A 17,251-nucleotide genomic window follows, 5' to 3' on the forward strand; every position below is an offset into this window, starting at 1 on the left:
CGACAAAGGTTCATCTCCGATGATGTCTCGCACCAGCCGATTTGCAACCCTCTTTGCAGGACTGTTCCTGGCATTCTCCATGGTCGCGATCGATCATGCCGAGGCGCGGCGCGGCGGCAGTTTCGGCAGTCGCGGCACGCGCACATTCCAGTCGGCACCGCCGACCAGGACCGCACCGGCGCCAACCGCTCCGGTCGAGCGTTCGATGACGCCCAACACCGGTGTGAACTCCGCCGCCCGGCAGCCGCAGGCCGGCCCGCAGAGGCCAGGCTTCATGAGCGGCTTCGGCGGAACGATGATGCGCGGCCTGCTGATCGGCGGCCTGATCGGGCTGCTCTTGGGCCAGGGCTTCGGCGGCCTGGCCGGCATGTTCGGCTTCCTGCTTCAGGCCTTGCTCATCGGTGGCGCGATCATGCTGGCTATCCGTTTCTTCCGGTCGCAATCCGCGCGTGGCCCTGCCCCCGCGCTCGCCGGTGCCGGCAATGGCCAGGCTTCGCGGTTTGAAAACCGCGCAAGCGATGCGGACACCGCACGCCCGTTCACGATTCCCGGCTTCGGCGGCGGTTCGGGCGAAGACTCCCCGGCGACCGGCTCGGAAGACATTACGCTGGCCCAGAGCGACCTTGACGCATTCCAGCAATTGTTGACCGATGTGCAGGAAGCATTCGGGCGTGAAGACCATGCCGCCCTGCGCCGGGCGACGACGCCCGAAATGGTGTCCTATCTCTCCGAAGAGCTGGCCGACAACGCCCAGAAAGGCCTCAGGAACGAGGTCTCTGATATCACCTTGCTGCAGGCCGATGTCGCCGAAAGCTGGCGCGAGGATGACCGCGATTTCGCCACGGCCGCGTTGCGCTACGAGTCTCGCGACGTGACGCGCGAACGGGCCAGCGGCAAGATCGTCGAGGGGGACGAGGATCATCCGACCGAGACGACCGAGCTGTGGACATTTGTGCGTCAGAGCGGCTCGAGCTGGAAGCTCACGGCAATCCAGCAGGCTTGAGCACCAAGCGGTTTCGGCTCGCCACTGTGACGACAATGATTGCCGGCTATGCCGGCAATCATTGCACGATCTTGACGCACATCGGCGTGCCAACCTCAATGGCCCGGCCGGTGTCGGTCAGCAGGCCGCTTGCCGCGTCGCGGGCGAAGATCGAGATGCGGTCGGCATTCTGGTTTGCCGAGAAGAGATGGCCGCCCGACGGGGTCAGCGCCAGATTACGCGGTGTCGCGCCGCCGCATGGGACATAGCCGACAAGGCTCAAGGCACCCGTCTCCTGATCGACCGCCATGATGACGACGCTGTCGTGACCCCGGTTGCCGCCGTAGACAAAACGACCGTCCGGGGAAATCTGGATATCGGAGCAGTGGTTGGTCTCGCGCGCCTCGTCCGGCACCGCTGGTTTGACATCGATGAGGGAAAGCCTGCCGGTGGCTTCGTCGAGCGCCATCGACACAACAGTCGAATCCAGCTCGTTCATGGCAAAGACGAAGCGTCCGTTCGGGTGCAGGGCGATATGGCGCGGGCCTGCGCCGGGCGGCAGCGCGGATTCCGCCAATTTCGTCAGGCTGCCATCCCGCCCGATCCGATACGACACCAGCCGGTCGATGCCGAGGTCGGCAACGATTACCATTCCGCCGGCAATTGTTTCGGTGACGCTGTGAGCATGCGAGCGCTCCTGCCGCGCCGCGTTGGGACCAGTGCCTTTGTGAGAGACGCTGGCCACAGGCGGCGACAGTGCGCCGTCCTTGTCAAAACTATAGACCGCAACTGCCCGATCCGGACCGCCCTCCCCGGCGCCGTAATTGGCAACCAGAAGTTTCGTCCCATCACGGGTGATGGTGTTGTGCGCGGTGATGCTGCCCAGCGAGGGCTGCTTGTTCAGATAACTTAGCCCGTTCGAGGCTCGGTCGAAGCCGTAGGCGGAAACCGTTCCCTCCCGCCAGGTCGACACCTCCGAATTGGCATAGAGCCGCGACCCATCCGGGGTGACCGACAGAAAGGTCGGATTGTCGACGTCGCTGGTCTCGGCCAGCTTCTGGACGGTCAGCGTTCTTTCATCGAAACTGTAGACGCCAAGACCGACGCCTCGGGCGCCTTGAAAATAAGGCGCCTCCCGGTTCAGGCTGCCGACAAAAACCAGACAAGCATTCCAGACACCGCGCATGATTTTCCTCCCCTGCCCGCTGGCGCTTGATTGCTGCGGGATTGGACAAAATTTCACCTGTCCTCGCTTGCGACACAACCCCATATGTGAAAATACTATTTACAAAAGAAGATTGACGGGAGGAGACCTCGTGCAGCCAGGCGCTTTGAAGCGTGTTCAAACGGCTGCCCGGAATCTCCTGCGAGACTGCCGGAGCCAGCCATGAACGACTTCGCCCCCACTGTCGGCGTCGCCTCGACATATCCCCAAAACATGCCCGAAGCGCACGCCGCGTTGCCGGTGTGGAATGCCGAGAACTGGTTCTACGAGGACTGGCCGGTCGGCCAGAAAATCCGCTCGTTGCGGCGCACGATGGCCGAAGGCGACAGCCATCTCTTCAACACGCTGGTGCTCGACATCCATCCTTACGTGCAGGACCAGATGTTTGCCGAGAGCGAAGGCATTTTCGGCAAAAGGCTGATCGCCGGCGCGTTCGTCTTTTCGGCGGGCCTGGGGTTGGTCGCCACCAACTGCGTCAACGCGTTTTCCTATGGCTACGACAAGCTCCGTTTCATAAAACCTGTCTTCATCGGTGACACGATCTATTCGATCCGTTCCAACCTCGACAAGAAGCCCCGCTACAAGGAGATGGGGCTGATTCGCGCCAGCTATGAGGTGTTCAAGGGCGAAGGCGAGCTCGTTTTGTATTGCGAGCATCTGCAGACGGTGAAGTATCGCAACCCAGCCGATTACGTCGGCAAGACGGAGAAATGAGGATGCCGGCCGCAGCCGAATTGCCGCTCACCGGTCTCACCGTCGTCGACATGAGTCAGTTCCTGTCCGGGCCCTATTGCTCGCTGAGACTGCTCGATCTCGGCGCCCGTGTCATCAAGATCGAGCGTCCGGATGGCGGCGACCTGTCGCGCCGGCTCTACCTCAGCGACACCGAGATCGGCGGCGATTCCACCATCTTCCACGCCATCAACCGGGCCAAGGAAAGTCTTGCCATCGACCTCAAGAACGACGCCGATCTCAAGGCTTTGCGCGGACTGCTGGCCAAGGCCGATGTGCTGATCCAGAATTTCCGGCCTGGTGTCATCGAGCGCCTCGGCCTTGACTACGAAGCCGTGCGCAAGATCAACCCGCGGCTCGTCTATGCCTCGATCAGCGGCTACGGCGAGGACGGCCCATGGGTCAAGCGACCCGGCCAGGACCTGCTGGCGCAGTCGCGCTCCGGCGTGATGTGGCTAAATGGCGACGAGGACCAAGGCCCGGTGCCGTTCGGTCTCGCCATCGGCGACATGCTGGCGGGTGCGGCCTGCGCGCAAGGCATTCTGGCCGCCCTGGTGCGGCGCGGCATCACCGGTCAGGGCAGCCATATTGAGACCAGCCTTTTGGAAGCGCTGATCGATTTCCAGTTCGAGGTGCTGACGACGCATCTCAATGATGGCCGCCGCTTGCCCAGGCGCTCCAGCTTCCGCAGCGCGCATGCCTATCTCTCCGCGCCTTACGGCGTCTATCCGGCCAAGGACGGCTATCTCGCCATCGCCATGACGCCGATCCCCAAACTCGCCGACCTGCTGTCGCTGAGCGAGCTGGCACCCTATCGCGACAAACCGGCGTCGTGGTTCACGGCGCGCGACGACATCAAGGCGATCATCGCGCAGAGGATTGCGACGAAAACCATCGACGAGTGGCTGGCCATTCTGGAGCCCGCCGACATCTGGTGCGCCAAGGTGCTGACCTGGCCGGAAATGCTGGCAAGCGAAGGCTTTCAGTCGCTCGACATGCTGCAGACGGTGACGCGTGAGGACGATGTCTCGATCCTCACCACCAGTTCGCCTCTGAGGGTCGATGGCATCAGGGCTAAGGTCGATCGAGCGGCACCGCGCATCGGCGAGCACAGTGCCGCGATCCGCGCGGAGTTCGGCCTGTGACCACGCTCAAAGGCATGACCTGGAGCCATCCGCGCGGCTATGACCCGATGGTCGCCTGCTCGTCCCTCTGGCAGCAGAAGACCGGCGTCGCCATCGAATGGGACAAGCGCTCGTTGCAGGATTTTGAATCCTTCCCGGTCGAGGAACTGGCGCGCGCCTACGACCTCATCGTCATCGATCATCCGCATGTCGGCCAGATCACGGCGGAAGGCTGCCTGGAACCGCTGGATGTCGCAGGGCGTGAGGCGGAGGGGGCAGCCCTTGCCTCAGGCAGCGTCGGTCAGTCCTATCCGAGCTACAATTGGCAAGGGCGGCAATGGGCCTTCCCGATCGACGCGGCCAGCCAGGTTCTTGCATGGCGACCAGATGCGCTGGAGGCGCCGCCGGCACAGTGGAACGAGGTGCTCGATCTTGCCCGGCAAGGGCGCGTGCTGTTGCCATTGCGACCACCCCACGTGCTGATGATGCTCTACACACTTGCCGGCAATCTCGGTCAACCTTGCGCGACCGATCCGTCCCGCGATCTCATCGATATCGAGACCGGCGGCGAAGTCTTCGAGGCAATGCGAGAGATCGCGGCGCTGGTTGAGCCTGCCTGCTTCGAGATGGATCCGATCGCCGTTTCGGAACGCATGGCGGAGGCTGGCTCCCGCATCGTCTGCGCACCGCTGATCTATGGTTATGTCTCCTATGCAATGGCTGGATTTCGCGCGCACCGGCTGGCCTTCGCCGACATCCCGCTCTTCGGCTCCAACGGCCCGGTCGGTTCGGCGCTCGGCGGCACCGGCATAGCGGTGTCGGCTTTCTCCAAGGCGAGGGATGCGGCGATCGACTTCGCCTACTGGGTCGCCAGCGGCGATATCCAGCGCGGTCCTTATGCCGCTGCCGGCGGACAGCCTGGCCATGCGGCTGCCTGGGAAGATCAGGCGGTCAATGAAGCAACCGGCAATTTCTATCGCGACACGCGCGCGACGCTGGAAGGCGCATGGGTGCGGCCGCGCCATGACGGCTACATGGCGTTCCAGCAGGCGGCGTCCGACCGCATCCTTTCCGGCATGACTTCCGGGCACAAAGCCGCAGAGGTGGTTGCCGATCTCAATCGCCTGTTCCAGGAGAGTTCTCCCACACAGGTGTCCGGCGTTGCCGGTGGAGGAGCCTGAACGAAACCGAACGGAGGAGAATTTCCGCAGGCCACGCCGCGGCGAGACGCCGATGCAAATCCAACTATTTCAGCCGCCACAGCTTGCGGGCATTGCCAGACAACAAGCCCTCACGCTCCTCTGCGCTACAGCCTGAAAGCAGCGCATGGGTCGCCGCCACCCAGGTCGAGAGGCCGCCGCCGAGCGTGCAGACCGGCCAATCGCTGCCCCAGACGACGCGGTCCCAGCCGAACGCAGCGATTGTGTGTTCGACATAGGGTCGTAGTGTCTCGACCGTCCAGCTGCCGGGATCGGCATAGGCAACGACACCTGAAATCTTGGCCATGACATTCGGGCGCCGCGCGATCTCGCTCATATGTTCGCGCCAGGGATGCTCAGCGTTGCCCTTGATGTCGGGCACGCCGCAATGGTCGAGCACGAACTGGACAGCAGGCGCCAGGTCGGCCAGCGCGATCGCCTTGGGGATCTGGTGCGGCAGCACGACGAGATCAAAGGTCAAGCCGGTGCCGCCGAGCCGCTTGATGTTGTCGCGAAATACCGCGCCTTCGGAGAGCTCGTCCGGCACGACATGCAGGACACGGCGGAAACCCTTGACAAAAGCATTTGCTCGCTGCCTTTCGAGATAGGCCGGGAAATCCGTGTCTTCCGGCCGGCACGATGCGATCACTCCGGTGAGCATGCTGCCGGGCTGCCGCGACAATCCTTCGACACGAGCTGTCTCGGCTTCGATGTCGGCAGGATCGACATCGACCTCCATATGCAACACGCGCTCTACTCCAACGCGCTGCGCTTCAGTGGCGTATTCCTCATAGGAGAAATCGCGGTTGAGCGCCGGCACGCCGGTGAGCCAGGGATAGCGCAAGGCCGAGCGATCGATGAGATGCAGATGGGTGTCGATGATCATGGCGAGGCTCCTCCCTCCAGTGTTTTCAAATCATCTCACGGAGGAATTCTTCATTCAAATAAGAATTTATGCCGATGAACCGACAGTCGAGCCTGCCAGGTGCGACAGCTTCTCGCACGTTGCCAGCAACAGCTCGATGGTCCGGGTGATGTCGGGCGCGGCAGGCGTGTTGATGACGGTGATGTAGGGGATCGACAGCGCGGCGATCGCCCTGCCATCGGAACTGCGCACCGGTGCCGACAGGTTGAAGACGCCGGCGGTCTGCATCGAGGCCATCATCTCATAGCCGCGGTCGCGGATCTGGTCGAGCCGGGTGAAGAACTCCGCCGATTGCGGCGTCTTGTCGGTGCTGCGGACATATTCGGAAATCATCATCTGCCGCTCTTCCTGCGAGCGGAAGGCGAGCAGCACATGGCCCGAACCGGTGTCGAACAGGCTGATGTGGGACCCGACCCGGATCGAGATGCCCCAGTAGTCCGGGGCCTCTTGCTGGGCGATGACGACGGCGGAACCACGATCAAAAACAACGAGTTGGTTGGCCTGCTGTGACGTTTCGGCCAGCTCGCGCATCAAGGGCGTGGCGTAGGAAACCAGCCGCCGCACCGGAGCGTGCAATTGCGCCAGGCCGAACAGTTTCAGTGTCAGCGAGTAGCGGTCGCCGTCGAGCCGCGTGACATAGCCGCGCCGCACCAGTCGGTCGAGCATGCGGTAGAACTCATTGGGGCTGCGGTCGAGTTTCTTGGCGATTTCGGCCTGGGTCAGGCCGCCGTCGACGCCGGCCAGCAGCTCAAGGATGTCGAGCCCCTTGTCGAGCGCCGGCGCGCGATAGCGCTCGTCTTCGCTGTCATCCATGAGCCATCTCTCCAGTGAATTCTGCCCTTCATATACGCAGGAACGCAGCCGGCGGAAACAAATTTCGCCTTGACGTATCCATGAATGTTTTGTTTGTATATGAATGTAGCACTTCTTGTCATCAGACGAGTTGCGGTCGCCTGCCAAGGCGCACCAAGGGAGGATACCAATGAACAGACTGCTTTCCGGCGTGTCCGCCGGCGCATTGTTGCTTGCATTCGGCGCAGGTACGGCCCTTGCCGGCGACCTGCCCGGCAAGTTCGAAGGCGTGACCGTCGACGTGAAGCTGATCGGCGGCCAGCAATATGAAAAGCTCTACGAGCGCATTCCCGAATGGGAGAAGGCGACCGGCGCCAAGGTCAATATCCTGACCAAGAAAAATGGCTTCGACATCGACAAGGAGCTCAAGTCCGACATCGCCTCGGGCAGCACCAACTGGTGCGTCGGCTGGAACCATTCGTCCTTCGCGCCGCAGTATACGGGCCTCTACACCGACCTCAGCAAATTGCTGCCCAAGGAAGAGATCGACGCCTTCGTGCCGTCGACGATCAAGGCCGCGACCATCGACGGCAAGCTGGAAATGCTGCCGCGCGCGCAGTTCGACGTCTCGGCACTCTACTACCAGAAGAGCCTCTACGAGAACGCCGACAACAAGACCAAGTTCAAGGCGAAATACGGCTATGATTTGGTGCCGCCGGACACCTGGAAGGAAGTCACCGACCAGGCCGAGTTCTTCGCCAACCCGCCCAATTTTTACGGAACGCAGTTCGCCGGCAAGGAAGAGGCGATCAACGGCCGCTTCTACGAGATGGTCGTCGCCGAAGGCGGCGAATATCTCGACAAGGACGGCAAGCCGGTCTTCAACTCCGAAGCCGGCATCCGGGCGCTCGACTGGTTCGTCAATCTCTACAAGGCCAAGGCCGTGCCGGCCGGAACCACCAACTACCTCTGGGACGATCTCGGCCAGGGCTTTGCTTCGGGGACCGTCGCCATCAACCTCGACTGGCCGGGCTGGGCTGGTTTCTTCAACGATCCGAAGTCGTCGAAGGTCGCCGGCAATGTGGGCGTGAAGGTCGCGCCGAAGGGGTCTTCCGGCAAGCGCACCGGCTGGTCCGGCTTCCACGGTTTCTCGGTGACCGAGAACTGCCCGCACAAGGAGGCTGCCGCCTCGCTGGTGTGGTGGTTGACCAATGAGGACAGCCAGAAGCTCGAGGCCGCCGCAGGCCCGTTGCCGACCCGCACCGCGGTCTGGGACTGGGACCTGAAGCAGGCCGAGAACGATCCTTACAAGAAGGAGGTTCTGTCCGCATTCCAGGAAGAAGCCAAGCACGCCTTCGCCGTGCCGCAGACGCCTGAATGGATCGAAATCTCGAACGCCGTCTATCCCGAATTGCAGGCGGCGATCCTCGGCGACAAGACCTCCAAGCAGGCACTGGATGAAGCCGCCGCCAAGGCGACGCAAATTCTCCAGGACGCCGGCAAGCTGTAGAAACGACTTCCAAGGCTGCCTCCCCCATCATGATGGGGGAGGCGATCGCGTCCTGGCGTATGCTCGGCGATACATGGCCCTTTCGTCGCGTCCGCCTCGGCGCCAGTCCAATGCAACATTTCAGGAATTCTGATGAAGGGCTTTAAGCCATCCGCGCCGTTCCTGCTGCTGCTTCCGGCCTTCATTGTGCTGGCGGCGGTCGTCGTCGTGCCGCTGCTGTTGTCGCTCTATTCCAGCTTCACGCCTTTCCGGCTGATCAAGCCCGAGACATTCTATGTCTTCATCGGCTTCCGGAATTATCTGTCGATCCTGGCCAACACCGATTTCTGGTGGGCCTTCGGCCGCACCGTTCTGCTGCTGACCATCGCGCTCAATCTCGAAATGCTGCTCGGCCTCGGCCTCGCCATGCTGGTGGAGAAGGCAACGCGCGGCCAGCGCATCCTGCGCACGCTGATGATGTTTCCGATGATGTTCTCGCCGATCCTCGTCGGCTTCCAGTTCAAGTTCATGTTCAACGACAATATCGGCCTGGTGAACAACGCCCTGCAGTCGCTCGGCATCACGCAGGACGCCATACCGTGGCTGATCGAAGGCCATCTTGCCTTCATTGCCATTTCGATCGCCGAAATCTGGTCGTCGACCTCGATCTTCGCCATCCTGATCCTCGCCGGCCTGCTCGCCATGCCCAAGGAGCCGATCGAGGCGGCGCGCGTCGACGGCTGCACGCCGTGGCAGACATTCCGCTATGTCACGTGGCCGTTCGTCATGCCCTTCGCCTATATCGCCATGACCATCCGCTCGCTCGACGTTGCGCGCGCCTATGACATCGTCAAGATCATGACCGATGGCGGACCGGCCGGCCGCACCGAGCTGTTGTGGACACTGGTGGCGCGCACCGCCTACAGCGACGGGCGCATGGGCATGGCCAACGCCATGGCCTATTTCTCGATCCTGCTGTCGATCGCCTTCACCGTCTACTTCTTCAACAAGCTCGCCGCGGCGCGCACGCAGATCGGTGCGGAGTGGTGATGGACGAGAACTCTTCCGCCCGCCTGAAGCGCCGGCTGCTCGGCATCGTCTATCGCATCGGCCTGTTCCTGGCGATGCTGACGATCTGCTTGCCGGGCCTCTGGATCGTCATCTCGTCGCTCCGGCCGACGGTCGAGATCATGGCCAAGCCGCCTGTCTGGATTCCGCAGGAGATTTCGTTCGACGCCTATGTCTCGATGTTCTCAGGCATCGGCAAGGGCGGCATCCCTGTCATCGAATATTTCCGCAACTCGCTGATCATCTCGGTGACCTCCACGATCATCGCAGTGGCGATTGGCATGGCCGGCGGCTACGCCTTCGCGCGCTACCGCTTCCGCGGCAAGTCCAGCGTCTTCCTCGGCCTGATGCTGACGCGCACGGTGCCCGGCATCGCGCTGTCGCTGCCGCTGTTCTTCCTCTATGTGCGGCTTGGCATCATCGACACGCATTTCGGGCTGATCCTTGCCTATGTCGCGCTCAACGTGCCGTTCACGATCTGGCTGATCGACGGCTTCTTCCGCCAGGTGCCCAAGGATCTGGCGGAGGCGGCGCAGATCGATGGCTGCACGCGCTGGCAGGCTTTCTGGCAGGTGGAGTTCCCGCTCGCCGGACCAGGCATTGCGTCGGCCGCCATCTTCGCCTTCCTGACCTGCTGGAACGAATTCGCGCTGGCTTCGCAGCTGACCCGCTCTGTCAGCGCCAAGACGCTGCCGGTCGGCCTGCTCGACTACACAGCCGAATTCACCATCGACTGGCGCGGCATGTGCGCGCTGGCGGTGGTGATGATCATCCCGGCGCTCACCCTCACCTTCATTGTCCAGAAACACCTTGTCGGCGGCCTGACCTCCGGCGCGGTGAAAGGCTGATCCCATGGCAACGGTTTCCCTCAAAAAACTGACCAAGCGCTACGGCAATATCGGGATCGTGCATGGCATCGATCTCGACATTGCCGACCGCGAATTCATCGCGCTGGTCGGCCCGTCGGGCTGCGGCAAGTCGACGACTTTGCGCATGATCGCCGGGCTGGAGGAAATCAGCGCCGGCTCGATCGAAATCGGCGGACGCGTCGTCAACGATCTGCCGCCGCGCTCGCGCAACATCTCGATGGTGTTCCAGTCCTACGCGCTCTATCCGCACATGACGGTGCGCGAGAATCTCGGCTTCTCGCTGAAGATCGCCGGCGCTGCCAAGGAAGACATGGAGCGCCGCGTCGCCGAAGCTTCCGCCATTCTCGGCCTCGACACGCTGCTCGACCGCCGCCCCTCGCAACTCTCCGGCGGCCAACGCCAGCGCGTCGCCATGGGCCGCGCCATCGTGCGCGATCCCGACGTGTTCCTGTTCGATGAGCCGCTGTCCAATCTCGACGCCAAGCTCAGGACGCAGATGCGCACCGAGATCAAGAAGCTGCATGCCAAGGTGCAGTCCACGGTGATCTACGTCACCCACGACCAGGTCGAGGCGATGACGCTAGCCGACCGCATCGTCATCATGCGCGACGGCCATATCGAACAGGTCGGCACGCCCGACGAGGTGTTCCGGCGGCCGGCGACGCGTTTCGTTGCCGGCTTCATCGGCTCGCCGCCGATGAATTTGCATGAGGCGACAATCGATGACGGCCAGATGGTTTTCGCTAGTGGCGTAAAACTGCCTCTGCCCGCTCAGTTCAAGGCCAATGTCGCGACCGGCGACAAGGTCGTGTTCGGACTGCGGCCTGACGACATCTATCCGGCTGGCCATGGCATCAGTTCCGGCGGTGTCGCCGAGGTCCATCAGATCGAACTGCCGGTCACGGTCACCGAACCGCTTGGCAACGAGACCCTGGTGTTCGTCGAATTCAATGGCACGGATTGGGTGTCGCGGATGCTGAATCCGAGGCCGCTGCGGCCGGGCGAGCAGGTCGCCATGAGCCTCGACATGTCGCAGGCGCATCTGTTTGCCACCGACACCGGAAAGACATTGCGGAGCTGACCGATGGCTAGAATCGAAAAGATAGAACTTCGGATGGTGGACCTTGTGCCCAAGGTCAAGCGCACCGATGCCATCCAGAGTTTCGTCAGCCAGGAAACGCCGATCGTCACAATCACCGATTCCGACGGCGCGGTCGGCACCGGCTACAGCTATACGATCGGCACCGGCGGCTCCTCGGTAATGCGGCTCTTGTCCGACCATCTTGTTCCGCGCCTGATCGGCCGCGACCCCGATATGATCGAGGCGATCTGGCACGATCTCGAATTCGCGACGCACGCCACAACCATCGGCGCGATCACCGCCATCGCCATAGCCGCGATCGATACCGCGCTGTGGGATCTCAGGGCGAAGAAGCAGAACCTGCCGCTATGGAAGCTGGCCGGTGGCGCCAAGGACCGTTGCCCGCTCTACACGACCGAGGGCGGCTGGCTGCATATCGAGACGCAAGCGCTGGTCGATGACGCGCTGGCCGCCAAGGCGAAGGGATTTCGCGGCTCGAAGGTGAAGATCGGCAGGCCGCACGGGTCGGAGGATTTCGCCCGCCTGTCGGCGGTGCGCAAAGCCGTTGGCGACGGCTACGAGATCATGACCGACGCCAATCAGGGGTTTTCGGTCGACGAGGCGATCCGGCGGGCGGCAAGGCTTCGCGAGCTCGATCTGGCCTGGATCGAGGAGCCGCTGCCGGCCGACGACATTGATGGCCATGTGCGCCTGTCGAATTCGACGCCGACGCCGATCGCCATCGGCGAGTCACTCTATTCCATCCGCCATTTCCGCGAATACATGCAAAAAGGCGCCTGCTCCATCGTGCAGGTCGATGTCGGCCGCATCGGCGGTATCACGCCGTGGCTCAAGATCGCGCATGCGGCGGAGGCCTTCGATATTCCGGTCTGCCCACATTTCCTGATGGAACTGCATGTCAGCCTGACCTGCGCTGTTCAGAACGGCCGGTACGTCGAGTATATTCCGCAACTCGATGAGTTGACCGGCAAGCATATGAGCATCGAGGATGGGCATGCGCTGGCGCCAAACGAGCCCGGCATCGGCATCGACTGGGACTGGGACGCGGTCAAGGCCATGAGCATCGCCGAATTCACCACGACGATCACGAAATAGGGGAATGGACATGCAGCGGATGGGAATGGTCTTGGGGCTGAAGCCTGAAAAGGTCGAGGAGTATGTCCGCCTCCATGCCGCCGTCTGGCCTGACGTCCTGACCATGATCTCGGCCTGCAACATCAAGAATTATTCGATCTATCTGAAGCGGCCCGAGAACCTGTTGTTTTCCTACTTCGAATATCACGGCACCGACTATGCGGCCGACATGGCCAAGATGGCTGCCGATCCCAGGACGCAGGAATGGTGGGCTGTCTGCATGCCATGCCAGGAGCCGCTGGCGACCCGCAAGGAGGGCGAATGGTGGGCGTCGATGGACGAAGTCTTCCATCATGACTGAGGGCGGTTTCGACCCTAGCTCGCTCATCCAGTCCTGGCCCAGACCCTCGAAGCCTCGGCCGATCGTCACTTTCGGCGCCGGGTCGATCGTCGGCGACGCGCATTTCCCGGCCTACCGGAAGGCAGGGTTTCCGGTTGCCGGCCTCTATGATCCGGACGAGGCCAAGGCACGGACACTGGCCGAGACCTGGGGCGTGACGGCATTCCGCTCGGTCGACGAAGCCACAGCCGTCAAGGATGCGATCTTCGATCTGGCGACGCCGCCGGGACGGCACGCCGAAATCCTGAAAGCCTTGCCTGATGGTTCGGTCGCCCTAATCCAGAAGCCGATGGGTAACTACCTCGGCGAGGCGACCGAGATCCTCGAAATCTGCCGCGCCAAAGAGCTCAAGGCGGCCGTAAATTTCCAGCTCCGCTTTGCGCCGATGATGCTGGCGCTCAATGACGCCATCGCCAAGGGCTGGCTGGGCGAAGTTGTCGACTTCGACGCCTGGCTGGCGCTGGCGACGCCGTGGGAGCTCTGGGAGTTCCTGCTCAAGGCACCGCGTGTCGAGATCGCCATGCACTCGATCCACTATCTCGACCTCATCCGGCAGTTGCTTGGCGATCCCAAGGGCATCCACGCCAAGACACTTGGCCATCCCAACCACAAGGTTGCGCAGACGCGCACCAGCGCCATTCTCGACTATGGCGACACGGTGCGCTGCGCGCTGTCGATCAACCATGACCACAAGTTCGGCCGCCGGCACCAGGCCTGCGAGTTTCGAATTTGCGGCACCCAAGGTGCGGCCTATCTCAAACTTGGCCTCAACCTCGACTATCCCCGGGGCGAGCCAGATATACTGGAAATCTTTCCGAAAGGCGGGACGGACTGGGTTACCGTACCGCTCGCCGGCGAATGGTTCCCCGACGCCTTTGTCGGCCGTATGGCCAATGTCCAGCGTTTTGCCGCAGGCGAGGACGAAGCATTGGTCAGCTCGGTCGAGGACGCCTGGAACACGATGGCGCTGGTGGAAGCCGCGTATAAATCGAGCGCGGCGCCGGCGACGCCGATCACGGAAAGGCCCTGATGGAACAGATCCAGTATTTCGAGGACTACGAGATCGGCGTGTCGCGCCTCACCTCCGGTCGCACCATCACCGAGACCGACTTTGTCGTCCATGCTGGCCACACCGGCGATTTCTTCCCGCACCACATGGATGCCGAATACATGAAGACGACGCCGTTCGGCCAGCGCATCGCGCATGGCACGCTGGTGTTCTCAGTCGGCATCGGGTTGACGGCAAGCATCGTCAATCCCGTCGCCTTCTCCTATGGCTATGACCGGCTGCGCTTCATCAAGCCGGTGTTCATCGGCGACACGATCCGCACGCGCACCACGATCACGGCCAAGGAGGACGATCCGAAGCGGCCGGGTTCAGGACGCGTGATCGAGCGCTGCGAGGTCATCAACCAGCGCAATGAAGTCGTGCTGGCGGCCGACCACATCTATATCGTCGAACGCAAGCCGGCCTGAGGCAGTGTCAGCTACGCGCCGGTGGCGCGCTTGGTGATGCGCTCGAGCCCGAGCAGCAGGACGAGCGTTGCCGCCACCAGGATCATGGTGAGCGCTGCTCCGGCAAAGATGTCGCCGCGATCGGTCAGGCTGAAGATCGACACCGGCAGCGTCACCCAGCCCGGCGGATAGACCATGACGGTGGCGCCAAGCTCGCCCATCGACAGCGCGAAGCTCAAGCCGAAAGCGGCGACCAGATAGGGTGCCAGCAGCGGCAGCGTGACATGCCAGAGCCGGTAGGCGGGCCGCGCGCCAAGGCTCGACGCGACCTGTTCGAAGTCGGGTGAAAGCCGCGCCAGACCGGCCGAGACATTGCCGAAGGTAAAGGCCGAGATCAGCACTAAATGCGCGATCATGACGATCGCCACGGTGCCGTTGAGCAGCAGCGGCGGATGGCTGAAGGCGACCAGCAGGCCAAGTCCGACGGATACCGAAGGCACCGCGCTGGGGATGAAGAACAGCAAGCCGAGCACCTTGCTCAGCGTGGCGCCTTGGACGCGGAGCGCAAGCGCTGCCCAGGTGCCGCTGACCAGCGCCAGAGCACTCGCCAGAAAGCCGGTGATCAGGCTCGCCTTCACCGCGTTCCACGCTTGGCCCTGGACGACATCGGTGTAATGCTCGGTGGTCAAGCCATTGGGCAGCACGCCGTTCCATTGATCGGCGAGACTGGACAACAGGATGACCGCCAGCGGCGCCAGGAACAGCACGCCGAAGATCAGCGCGAAGAGCAGCCACAGCACGATGCGACCAGGGCGCGACCAGACCAGCATGGCTAGACTCCCAACCGGCCGGCGGCGAAACGATAGAGGCCGAACAGGCCGAGTGACAGCGCGATGTTGACCACGGCGATGATGCAGGCGACCTGATAGGCCGATTCCTGGATCGCCTTGCCATAGATCAGCAGCGGCAGCGTAATGACGCCCTTGGCGCCGATGAACAGCACGATGCCGAATTCGTTGACGGTCAAGAGCAGGCAGAGGCTGCCGCCGGCGATGAGTGCCGGGATTGCGGCAGGCAGGATGACCTGGCGGACGATGCGGAACGGGCGCGCGCCAAGTACGCTTGCGGCCTCGATCTGGCCGCGATCGACCAGCGAGAAAGCGGCAAGCAGGGGGCGGAGGATGAAGGGCGTGTAGACGGTGACTTCCGCCAGCACCACGCCCCAGGTCGAATAGAGGAAATCGACAGGCGGCAGCGGCAGCGAGAAGGTCTCCATCAGGCTGGCATTCAGCATGCCGGCCGACCCGTAGAGGAAGGTGAAGGCTAGCGTCACGAGGAAAGTTGGCAGCGCGATGAAGGTATCGATCAGCCGGGCGATGAAACCGCTGCCGGGGAACGGCACGAAGGCAAGGATCAGCGCGAGTACGAGGCCGACGATCAAGCATCCCGCCGTGGCGGAAACCGAAATCGTCACCGTGTTGATCAGCGCGTTGAGGAAGAAGCGCGAATGCAAGACCCTGATGATCTCGGCGGGATTGGCGACACCGCTGTCGTCGAGGAAGGCTTGGCGGGCAATCAGCGCCAGAGGATAGAAGAACAGCAGCGCCAGCAGGGCCGCCGGCGGCACGATCCAGAATTTGCCGGGTTCCCGCCTGATCGCCGGCGCGCCAATTGCGACAGCGTCAGACACCGGCGTCTTCCGGAAGCAGCGAGGTGTCGGCGGGCGCGAAGAACAGCGGCACCTTCGCGCCGGGTTCGGGCAGCTCGACCGGCAGTTTCGTTGCCGAGACGCGCACCGGCGTGCCGTCGACATCGAGTACGAGGTGGGTGAGTTCCCCCTGCCAGTGCACTTCCCTGAGCGTGCCGACGATGCGGTTGGTGTGCTCGCCGTCGGGTGTCAGGCTGAGGTGCTGCGGCCGGATGCAGAGCAGGCTCTTGTCGCCGGCCTTCTCGTCACGGCCAGCGCCGGTCAGCACCACATCGCCATGCCTTGCCTTGGCAAAGCCCTTCGACCCGACCGCTTCGGCGACCGTCACCGGCAAGAGGTTGGCGCGGCCGAGGAACTCGGCGGTGAAGCGGTTCGGCGGACGGCGATAGAGTTCCGTCGTCGGTCCATGCGAACAGACCCTGCCGTCGCGCATGATGGCGATCTTGTCGGCGAGCGTGAGCGCTTCGGTCTGATCGTGGGTGACATAAAGGATGGTCAGGCCCGGCAGGCTGCGGTGCAGGCGAGCAATCTCCTCCACCATGTTGCGGCGGATCTGCGCGTCGAGCGCCGACAGCGGCTCGTCGAGCAGGAGCACGCGCGGCCGCACGGCAAGCGCGCGGGCAATCGCGACGCGTTGCTGCTGGCCGCCCGAGAGCTCGCGGGGATAACGCCGGGCGAAAGTCGCCATGCCGACAGTGGCGAGCGCATCTTTCACCCGTTCGCCGATCAGCGCCTTGTCGGCGCCTTGTGCCCGGAGGCCGAAGGCGACGTTGTCCTCGACCCGCATATGGGGAAAGAGCGCGTAGTTCTGGACCACCATGCCGAGGCCACGCTCGTAAGGCGGCAGATCGGTGACATCGGTAGCACCGATGCGAATGCGGCCGCTCGCCGGCCGCACGAAGCCGGCCACGGCGCGCAGAGCGGTCGTCTTGCCGGAGCCGGACGGGCCGATCATCGCCAGGATTTCGCCGGGCGCGATATCCAGGGTCAGCGGATGCAGGACGACATGCGAGCCATAGGCGACGCTGACCTTGTCGAAGTGGACGTTGGAACCGGCGCCGCGAATTTTCGCGGCGTCGATGTCCATGACACTGGGTCCTGTGAAAG

General features: G+C 63.0%; 18 protein-coding genes. 12 read left to right on the forward strand and 6 right to left on the reverse strand.

The features are described from left to right. Positions 1–19: 19 nt before the first annotated feature. A complete protein-coding gene (locus ACZYHG_RS30655) occupies positions 20–1,003 on the forward strand; it encodes a Tim44 domain-containing protein (RefSeq protein ID WP_464611770.1) in 984 nt (327 codons plus the stop codon). A gap of 58 nt (positions 1,004–1,061) precedes the next feature. Here ACZYHG_RS30655 and ACZYHG_RS30660 read toward each other — a convergent pair whose 3' ends face one another. Then, positions 1,062–2,168, reverse strand: a complete 1,107-nt coding sequence (locus ACZYHG_RS30660) for a lactonase family protein (RefSeq protein WP_464611771.1) — start codon at positions 2,166–2,168, stop codon at positions 1,062–1,064. 201 nt (positions 2,169–2,369) lie between these two features. Between ACZYHG_RS30660 and ACZYHG_RS30665 the strand changes: the two genes are divergently transcribed. The 3 genes from ACZYHG_RS30665 to ACZYHG_RS30675 are packed head-to-tail and all read left to right on the forward strand — an operon-like array spanning position 2,370 to position 5,244. Further along, on the forward strand, positions 2,370–2,921 hold the full coding sequence (locus ACZYHG_RS30665; RefSeq protein WP_464611772.1) for a MaoC family dehydratase: 552 nt from the start codon (positions 2,370–2,372) through the stop codon (positions 2,919–2,921). 2 nt (positions 2,922–2,923) lie between these two features. Continuing rightward, entirely contained in the window at positions 2,924–4,084 is a 1,161-nt protein-coding gene (locus ACZYHG_RS30670; protein ID WP_464611773.1) for a CaiB/BaiF CoA transferase family protein, read from the forward strand. Positions 4,085–4,098: 14 nt separating this feature from the next. Further along, positions 4,099–5,244, forward strand: coding sequence for an extracellular solute-binding protein (locus ACZYHG_RS30675; protein WP_464614827.1), 1,146 nt, complete (start codon positions 4,099–4,101; stop codon positions 5,242–5,244). Positions 5,245–5,308: 64 nt separating this feature from the next. Here the strand turns inward: ACZYHG_RS30675 and ACZYHG_RS30680 are convergent, their stop codons facing one another. Continuing rightward, positions 5,309–6,148, reverse strand: coding sequence for an amidohydrolase family protein (locus tag ACZYHG_RS30680; RefSeq protein ID WP_464611774.1), 840 nt, complete (start codon positions 6,146–6,148; stop codon positions 5,309–5,311). 66 nt (positions 6,149–6,214) lie between these two features. Next, positions 6,215–7,000, reverse strand: coding sequence for an IclR family transcriptional regulator (locus ACZYHG_RS30685; RefSeq protein ID WP_464611775.1), 786 nt, complete (start codon positions 6,998–7,000; stop codon positions 6,215–6,217). Between the two features lie 169 nt (positions 7,001–7,169). Between ACZYHG_RS30685 and ACZYHG_RS30690 the strand changes: the two genes are divergently transcribed. The 8 genes from ACZYHG_RS30690 to ACZYHG_RS30725 all read left to right on the forward strand — a co-directional run bounded on the left by ACZYHG_RS30690 (position 7,170) and on the right by ACZYHG_RS30725 (position 14,457). Beyond that, on the forward strand, positions 7,170–8,489 hold the full coding sequence (locus ACZYHG_RS30690; RefSeq protein WP_464611776.1) for an ABC transporter substrate-binding protein: 1,320 nt from the start codon (positions 7,170–7,172) through the stop codon (positions 8,487–8,489). A gap of 132 nt (positions 8,490–8,621) precedes the next feature. Beyond that, the gene (locus ACZYHG_RS30695; RefSeq protein ID WP_464611777.1) at positions 8,622–9,518 is read left to right on the forward strand and encodes a carbohydrate ABC transporter permease; all 897 of its coding nucleotides are present in this window, start codon (positions 8,622–8,624) and stop codon (positions 9,516–9,518) included. Further along, on the forward strand, positions 9,518–10,384 hold the full coding sequence (locus ACZYHG_RS30700) for a carbohydrate ABC transporter permease (protein WP_464611778.1): 867 nt from the start codon (positions 9,518–9,520) through the stop codon (positions 10,382–10,384). The genes ACZYHG_RS30695 and ACZYHG_RS30700 overlap by 1 nt, the downstream gene beginning before the upstream one ends. 4 nt (positions 10,385–10,388) lie before the next feature. Then, positions 10,389–11,486 (forward strand): ABC transporter ATP-binding protein, encoded by a 1,098-nt coding sequence (locus ACZYHG_RS30705; RefSeq protein ID WP_464611779.1) that lies wholly within the window; start codon positions 10,389–10,391, stop codon positions 11,484–11,486. Positions 11,487–11,489: 3 nt separating this feature from the next. Beyond that, a complete protein-coding gene (locus ACZYHG_RS30710) occupies positions 11,490–12,602 on the forward strand; it encodes a mandelate racemase/muconate lactonizing enzyme family protein (RefSeq protein ID WP_464611780.1) in 1,113 nt (370 codons plus the stop codon). 10 nt (positions 12,603–12,612) lie between these two features. Beyond that, a complete protein-coding gene (locus tag ACZYHG_RS30715) occupies positions 12,613–12,942 on the forward strand; it encodes an L-rhamnose mutarotase (RefSeq protein WP_464611781.1) in 330 nt (109 codons plus the stop codon). After that, positions 12,935–14,011 (forward strand): Gfo/Idh/MocA family protein, encoded by a 1,077-nt coding sequence (locus tag ACZYHG_RS30720; RefSeq protein ID WP_464611782.1) that lies wholly within the window; start codon positions 12,935–12,937, stop codon positions 14,009–14,011. Before ACZYHG_RS30715 ends, ACZYHG_RS30720 begins: the two co-directional genes overlap by 8 nt. Then, on the forward strand, positions 14,008–14,457 hold the full coding sequence (locus ACZYHG_RS30725) for a MaoC/PaaZ C-terminal domain-containing protein (RefSeq protein ID WP_464614828.1): 450 nt from the start codon (positions 14,008–14,010) through the stop codon (positions 14,455–14,457). The genes ACZYHG_RS30720 and ACZYHG_RS30725 overlap by 4 nt, the downstream gene beginning before the upstream one ends. 11 nt (positions 14,458–14,468) lie before the next feature. On the opposite strand, the gene ACZYHG_RS30730 is transcribed toward ACZYHG_RS30725, so the two are convergent. The 3 genes from ACZYHG_RS30730 to ACZYHG_RS30740 are packed head-to-tail and all read right to left on the reverse strand — an operon-like array spanning position 14,469 to position 17,231. Continuing rightward, entirely contained in the window at positions 14,469–15,266 is a 798-nt protein-coding gene (locus ACZYHG_RS30730) for an ABC transporter permease subunit (protein WP_464611783.1), read from the reverse strand. A 2-nt stretch (positions 15,267–15,268) separates the two neighbouring features. Beyond that, a complete protein-coding gene (locus ACZYHG_RS30735) occupies positions 15,269–16,126 on the reverse strand; it encodes a 2-aminoethylphosphonate ABC transporter permease subunit (RefSeq protein ID WP_464611784.1) in 858 nt (285 codons plus the stop codon). Continuing rightward, complete coding sequence (locus ACZYHG_RS30740) at positions 16,119–17,231, reverse strand: ABC transporter ATP-binding protein (protein WP_464611785.1); 1,113 nt, start codon at positions 17,229–17,231, stop codon at positions 16,119–16,121. Before ACZYHG_RS30740 ends, ACZYHG_RS30735 begins: the two co-directional genes overlap by 8 nt. Positions 17,232–17,251: the final 20 nt, after the last annotated feature.

The sequence above is a fragment of the Mesorhizobium subarcticum genome (assembly GCF_055456085.1).

Coding starts and splice junctions, on each gene's coding strand:
- ACZYHG_RS30655 (WP_464611770.1), top strand. CDS start 20: ATGATGTCTCGCACCAGCCGATTTGCAACCCTCTTTGCAGGACTGTTC.
- ACZYHG_RS30660 (WP_464611771.1), bottom strand. CDS start 2,168: ATGCGCGGTGTCTGGAATGCTTGTCTGGTTTTTGTCGGCAGCCTGAAC.
- ACZYHG_RS30665 (WP_464611772.1), top strand. CDS start 2,370: ATGAACGACTTCGCCCCCACTGTCGGCGTCGCCTCGACATATCCCCAA.
- ACZYHG_RS30670 (WP_464611773.1), top strand. CDS start 2,924: ATGCCGGCCGCAGCCGAATTGCCGCTCACCGGTCTCACCGTCGTCGAC.
- ACZYHG_RS30675 (WP_464614827.1), top strand. CDS start 4,099: ATGACCTGGAGCCATCCGCGCGGCTATGACCCGATGGTCGCCTGCTCG.
- ACZYHG_RS30680 (WP_464611774.1), bottom strand. CDS start 6,148: ATGATCATCGACACCCATCTGCATCTCATCGATCGCTCGGCCTTGCGC.
- ACZYHG_RS30685 (WP_464611775.1), bottom strand. CDS start 7,000: ATGGATGACAGCGAAGACGAGCGCTATCGCGCGCCGGCGCTCGACAAG.
- ACZYHG_RS30690 (WP_464611776.1), top strand. CDS start 7,170: ATGAACAGACTGCTTTCCGGCGTGTCCGCCGGCGCATTGTTGCTTGCA.
- ACZYHG_RS30695 (WP_464611777.1), top strand. CDS start 8,622: ATGAAGGGCTTTAAGCCATCCGCGCCGTTCCTGCTGCTGCTTCCGGCC.
- ACZYHG_RS30700 (WP_464611778.1), top strand. CDS start 9,518: ATGGACGAGAACTCTTCCGCCCGCCTGAAGCGCCGGCTGCTCGGCATC.
- ACZYHG_RS30705 (WP_464611779.1), top strand. CDS start 10,389: ATGGCAACGGTTTCCCTCAAAAAACTGACCAAGCGCTACGGCAATATC.
- ACZYHG_RS30710 (WP_464611780.1), top strand. CDS start 11,490: ATGGCTAGAATCGAAAAGATAGAACTTCGGATGGTGGACCTTGTGCCC.
- ACZYHG_RS30715 (WP_464611781.1), top strand. CDS start 12,613: ATGCAGCGGATGGGAATGGTCTTGGGGCTGAAGCCTGAAAAGGTCGAG.
- ACZYHG_RS30720 (WP_464611782.1), top strand. CDS start 12,935: ATGACTGAGGGCGGTTTCGACCCTAGCTCGCTCATCCAGTCCTGGCCC.
- ACZYHG_RS30730 (WP_464611783.1), bottom strand. CDS start 15,266: ATGCTGGTCTGGTCGCGCCCTGGTCGCATCGTGCTGTGGCTGCTCTTC.
- ACZYHG_RS30740 (WP_464611785.1), bottom strand. CDS start 17,231: ATGGACATCGACGCCGCGAAAATTCGCGGCGCCGGTTCCAACGTCCAC.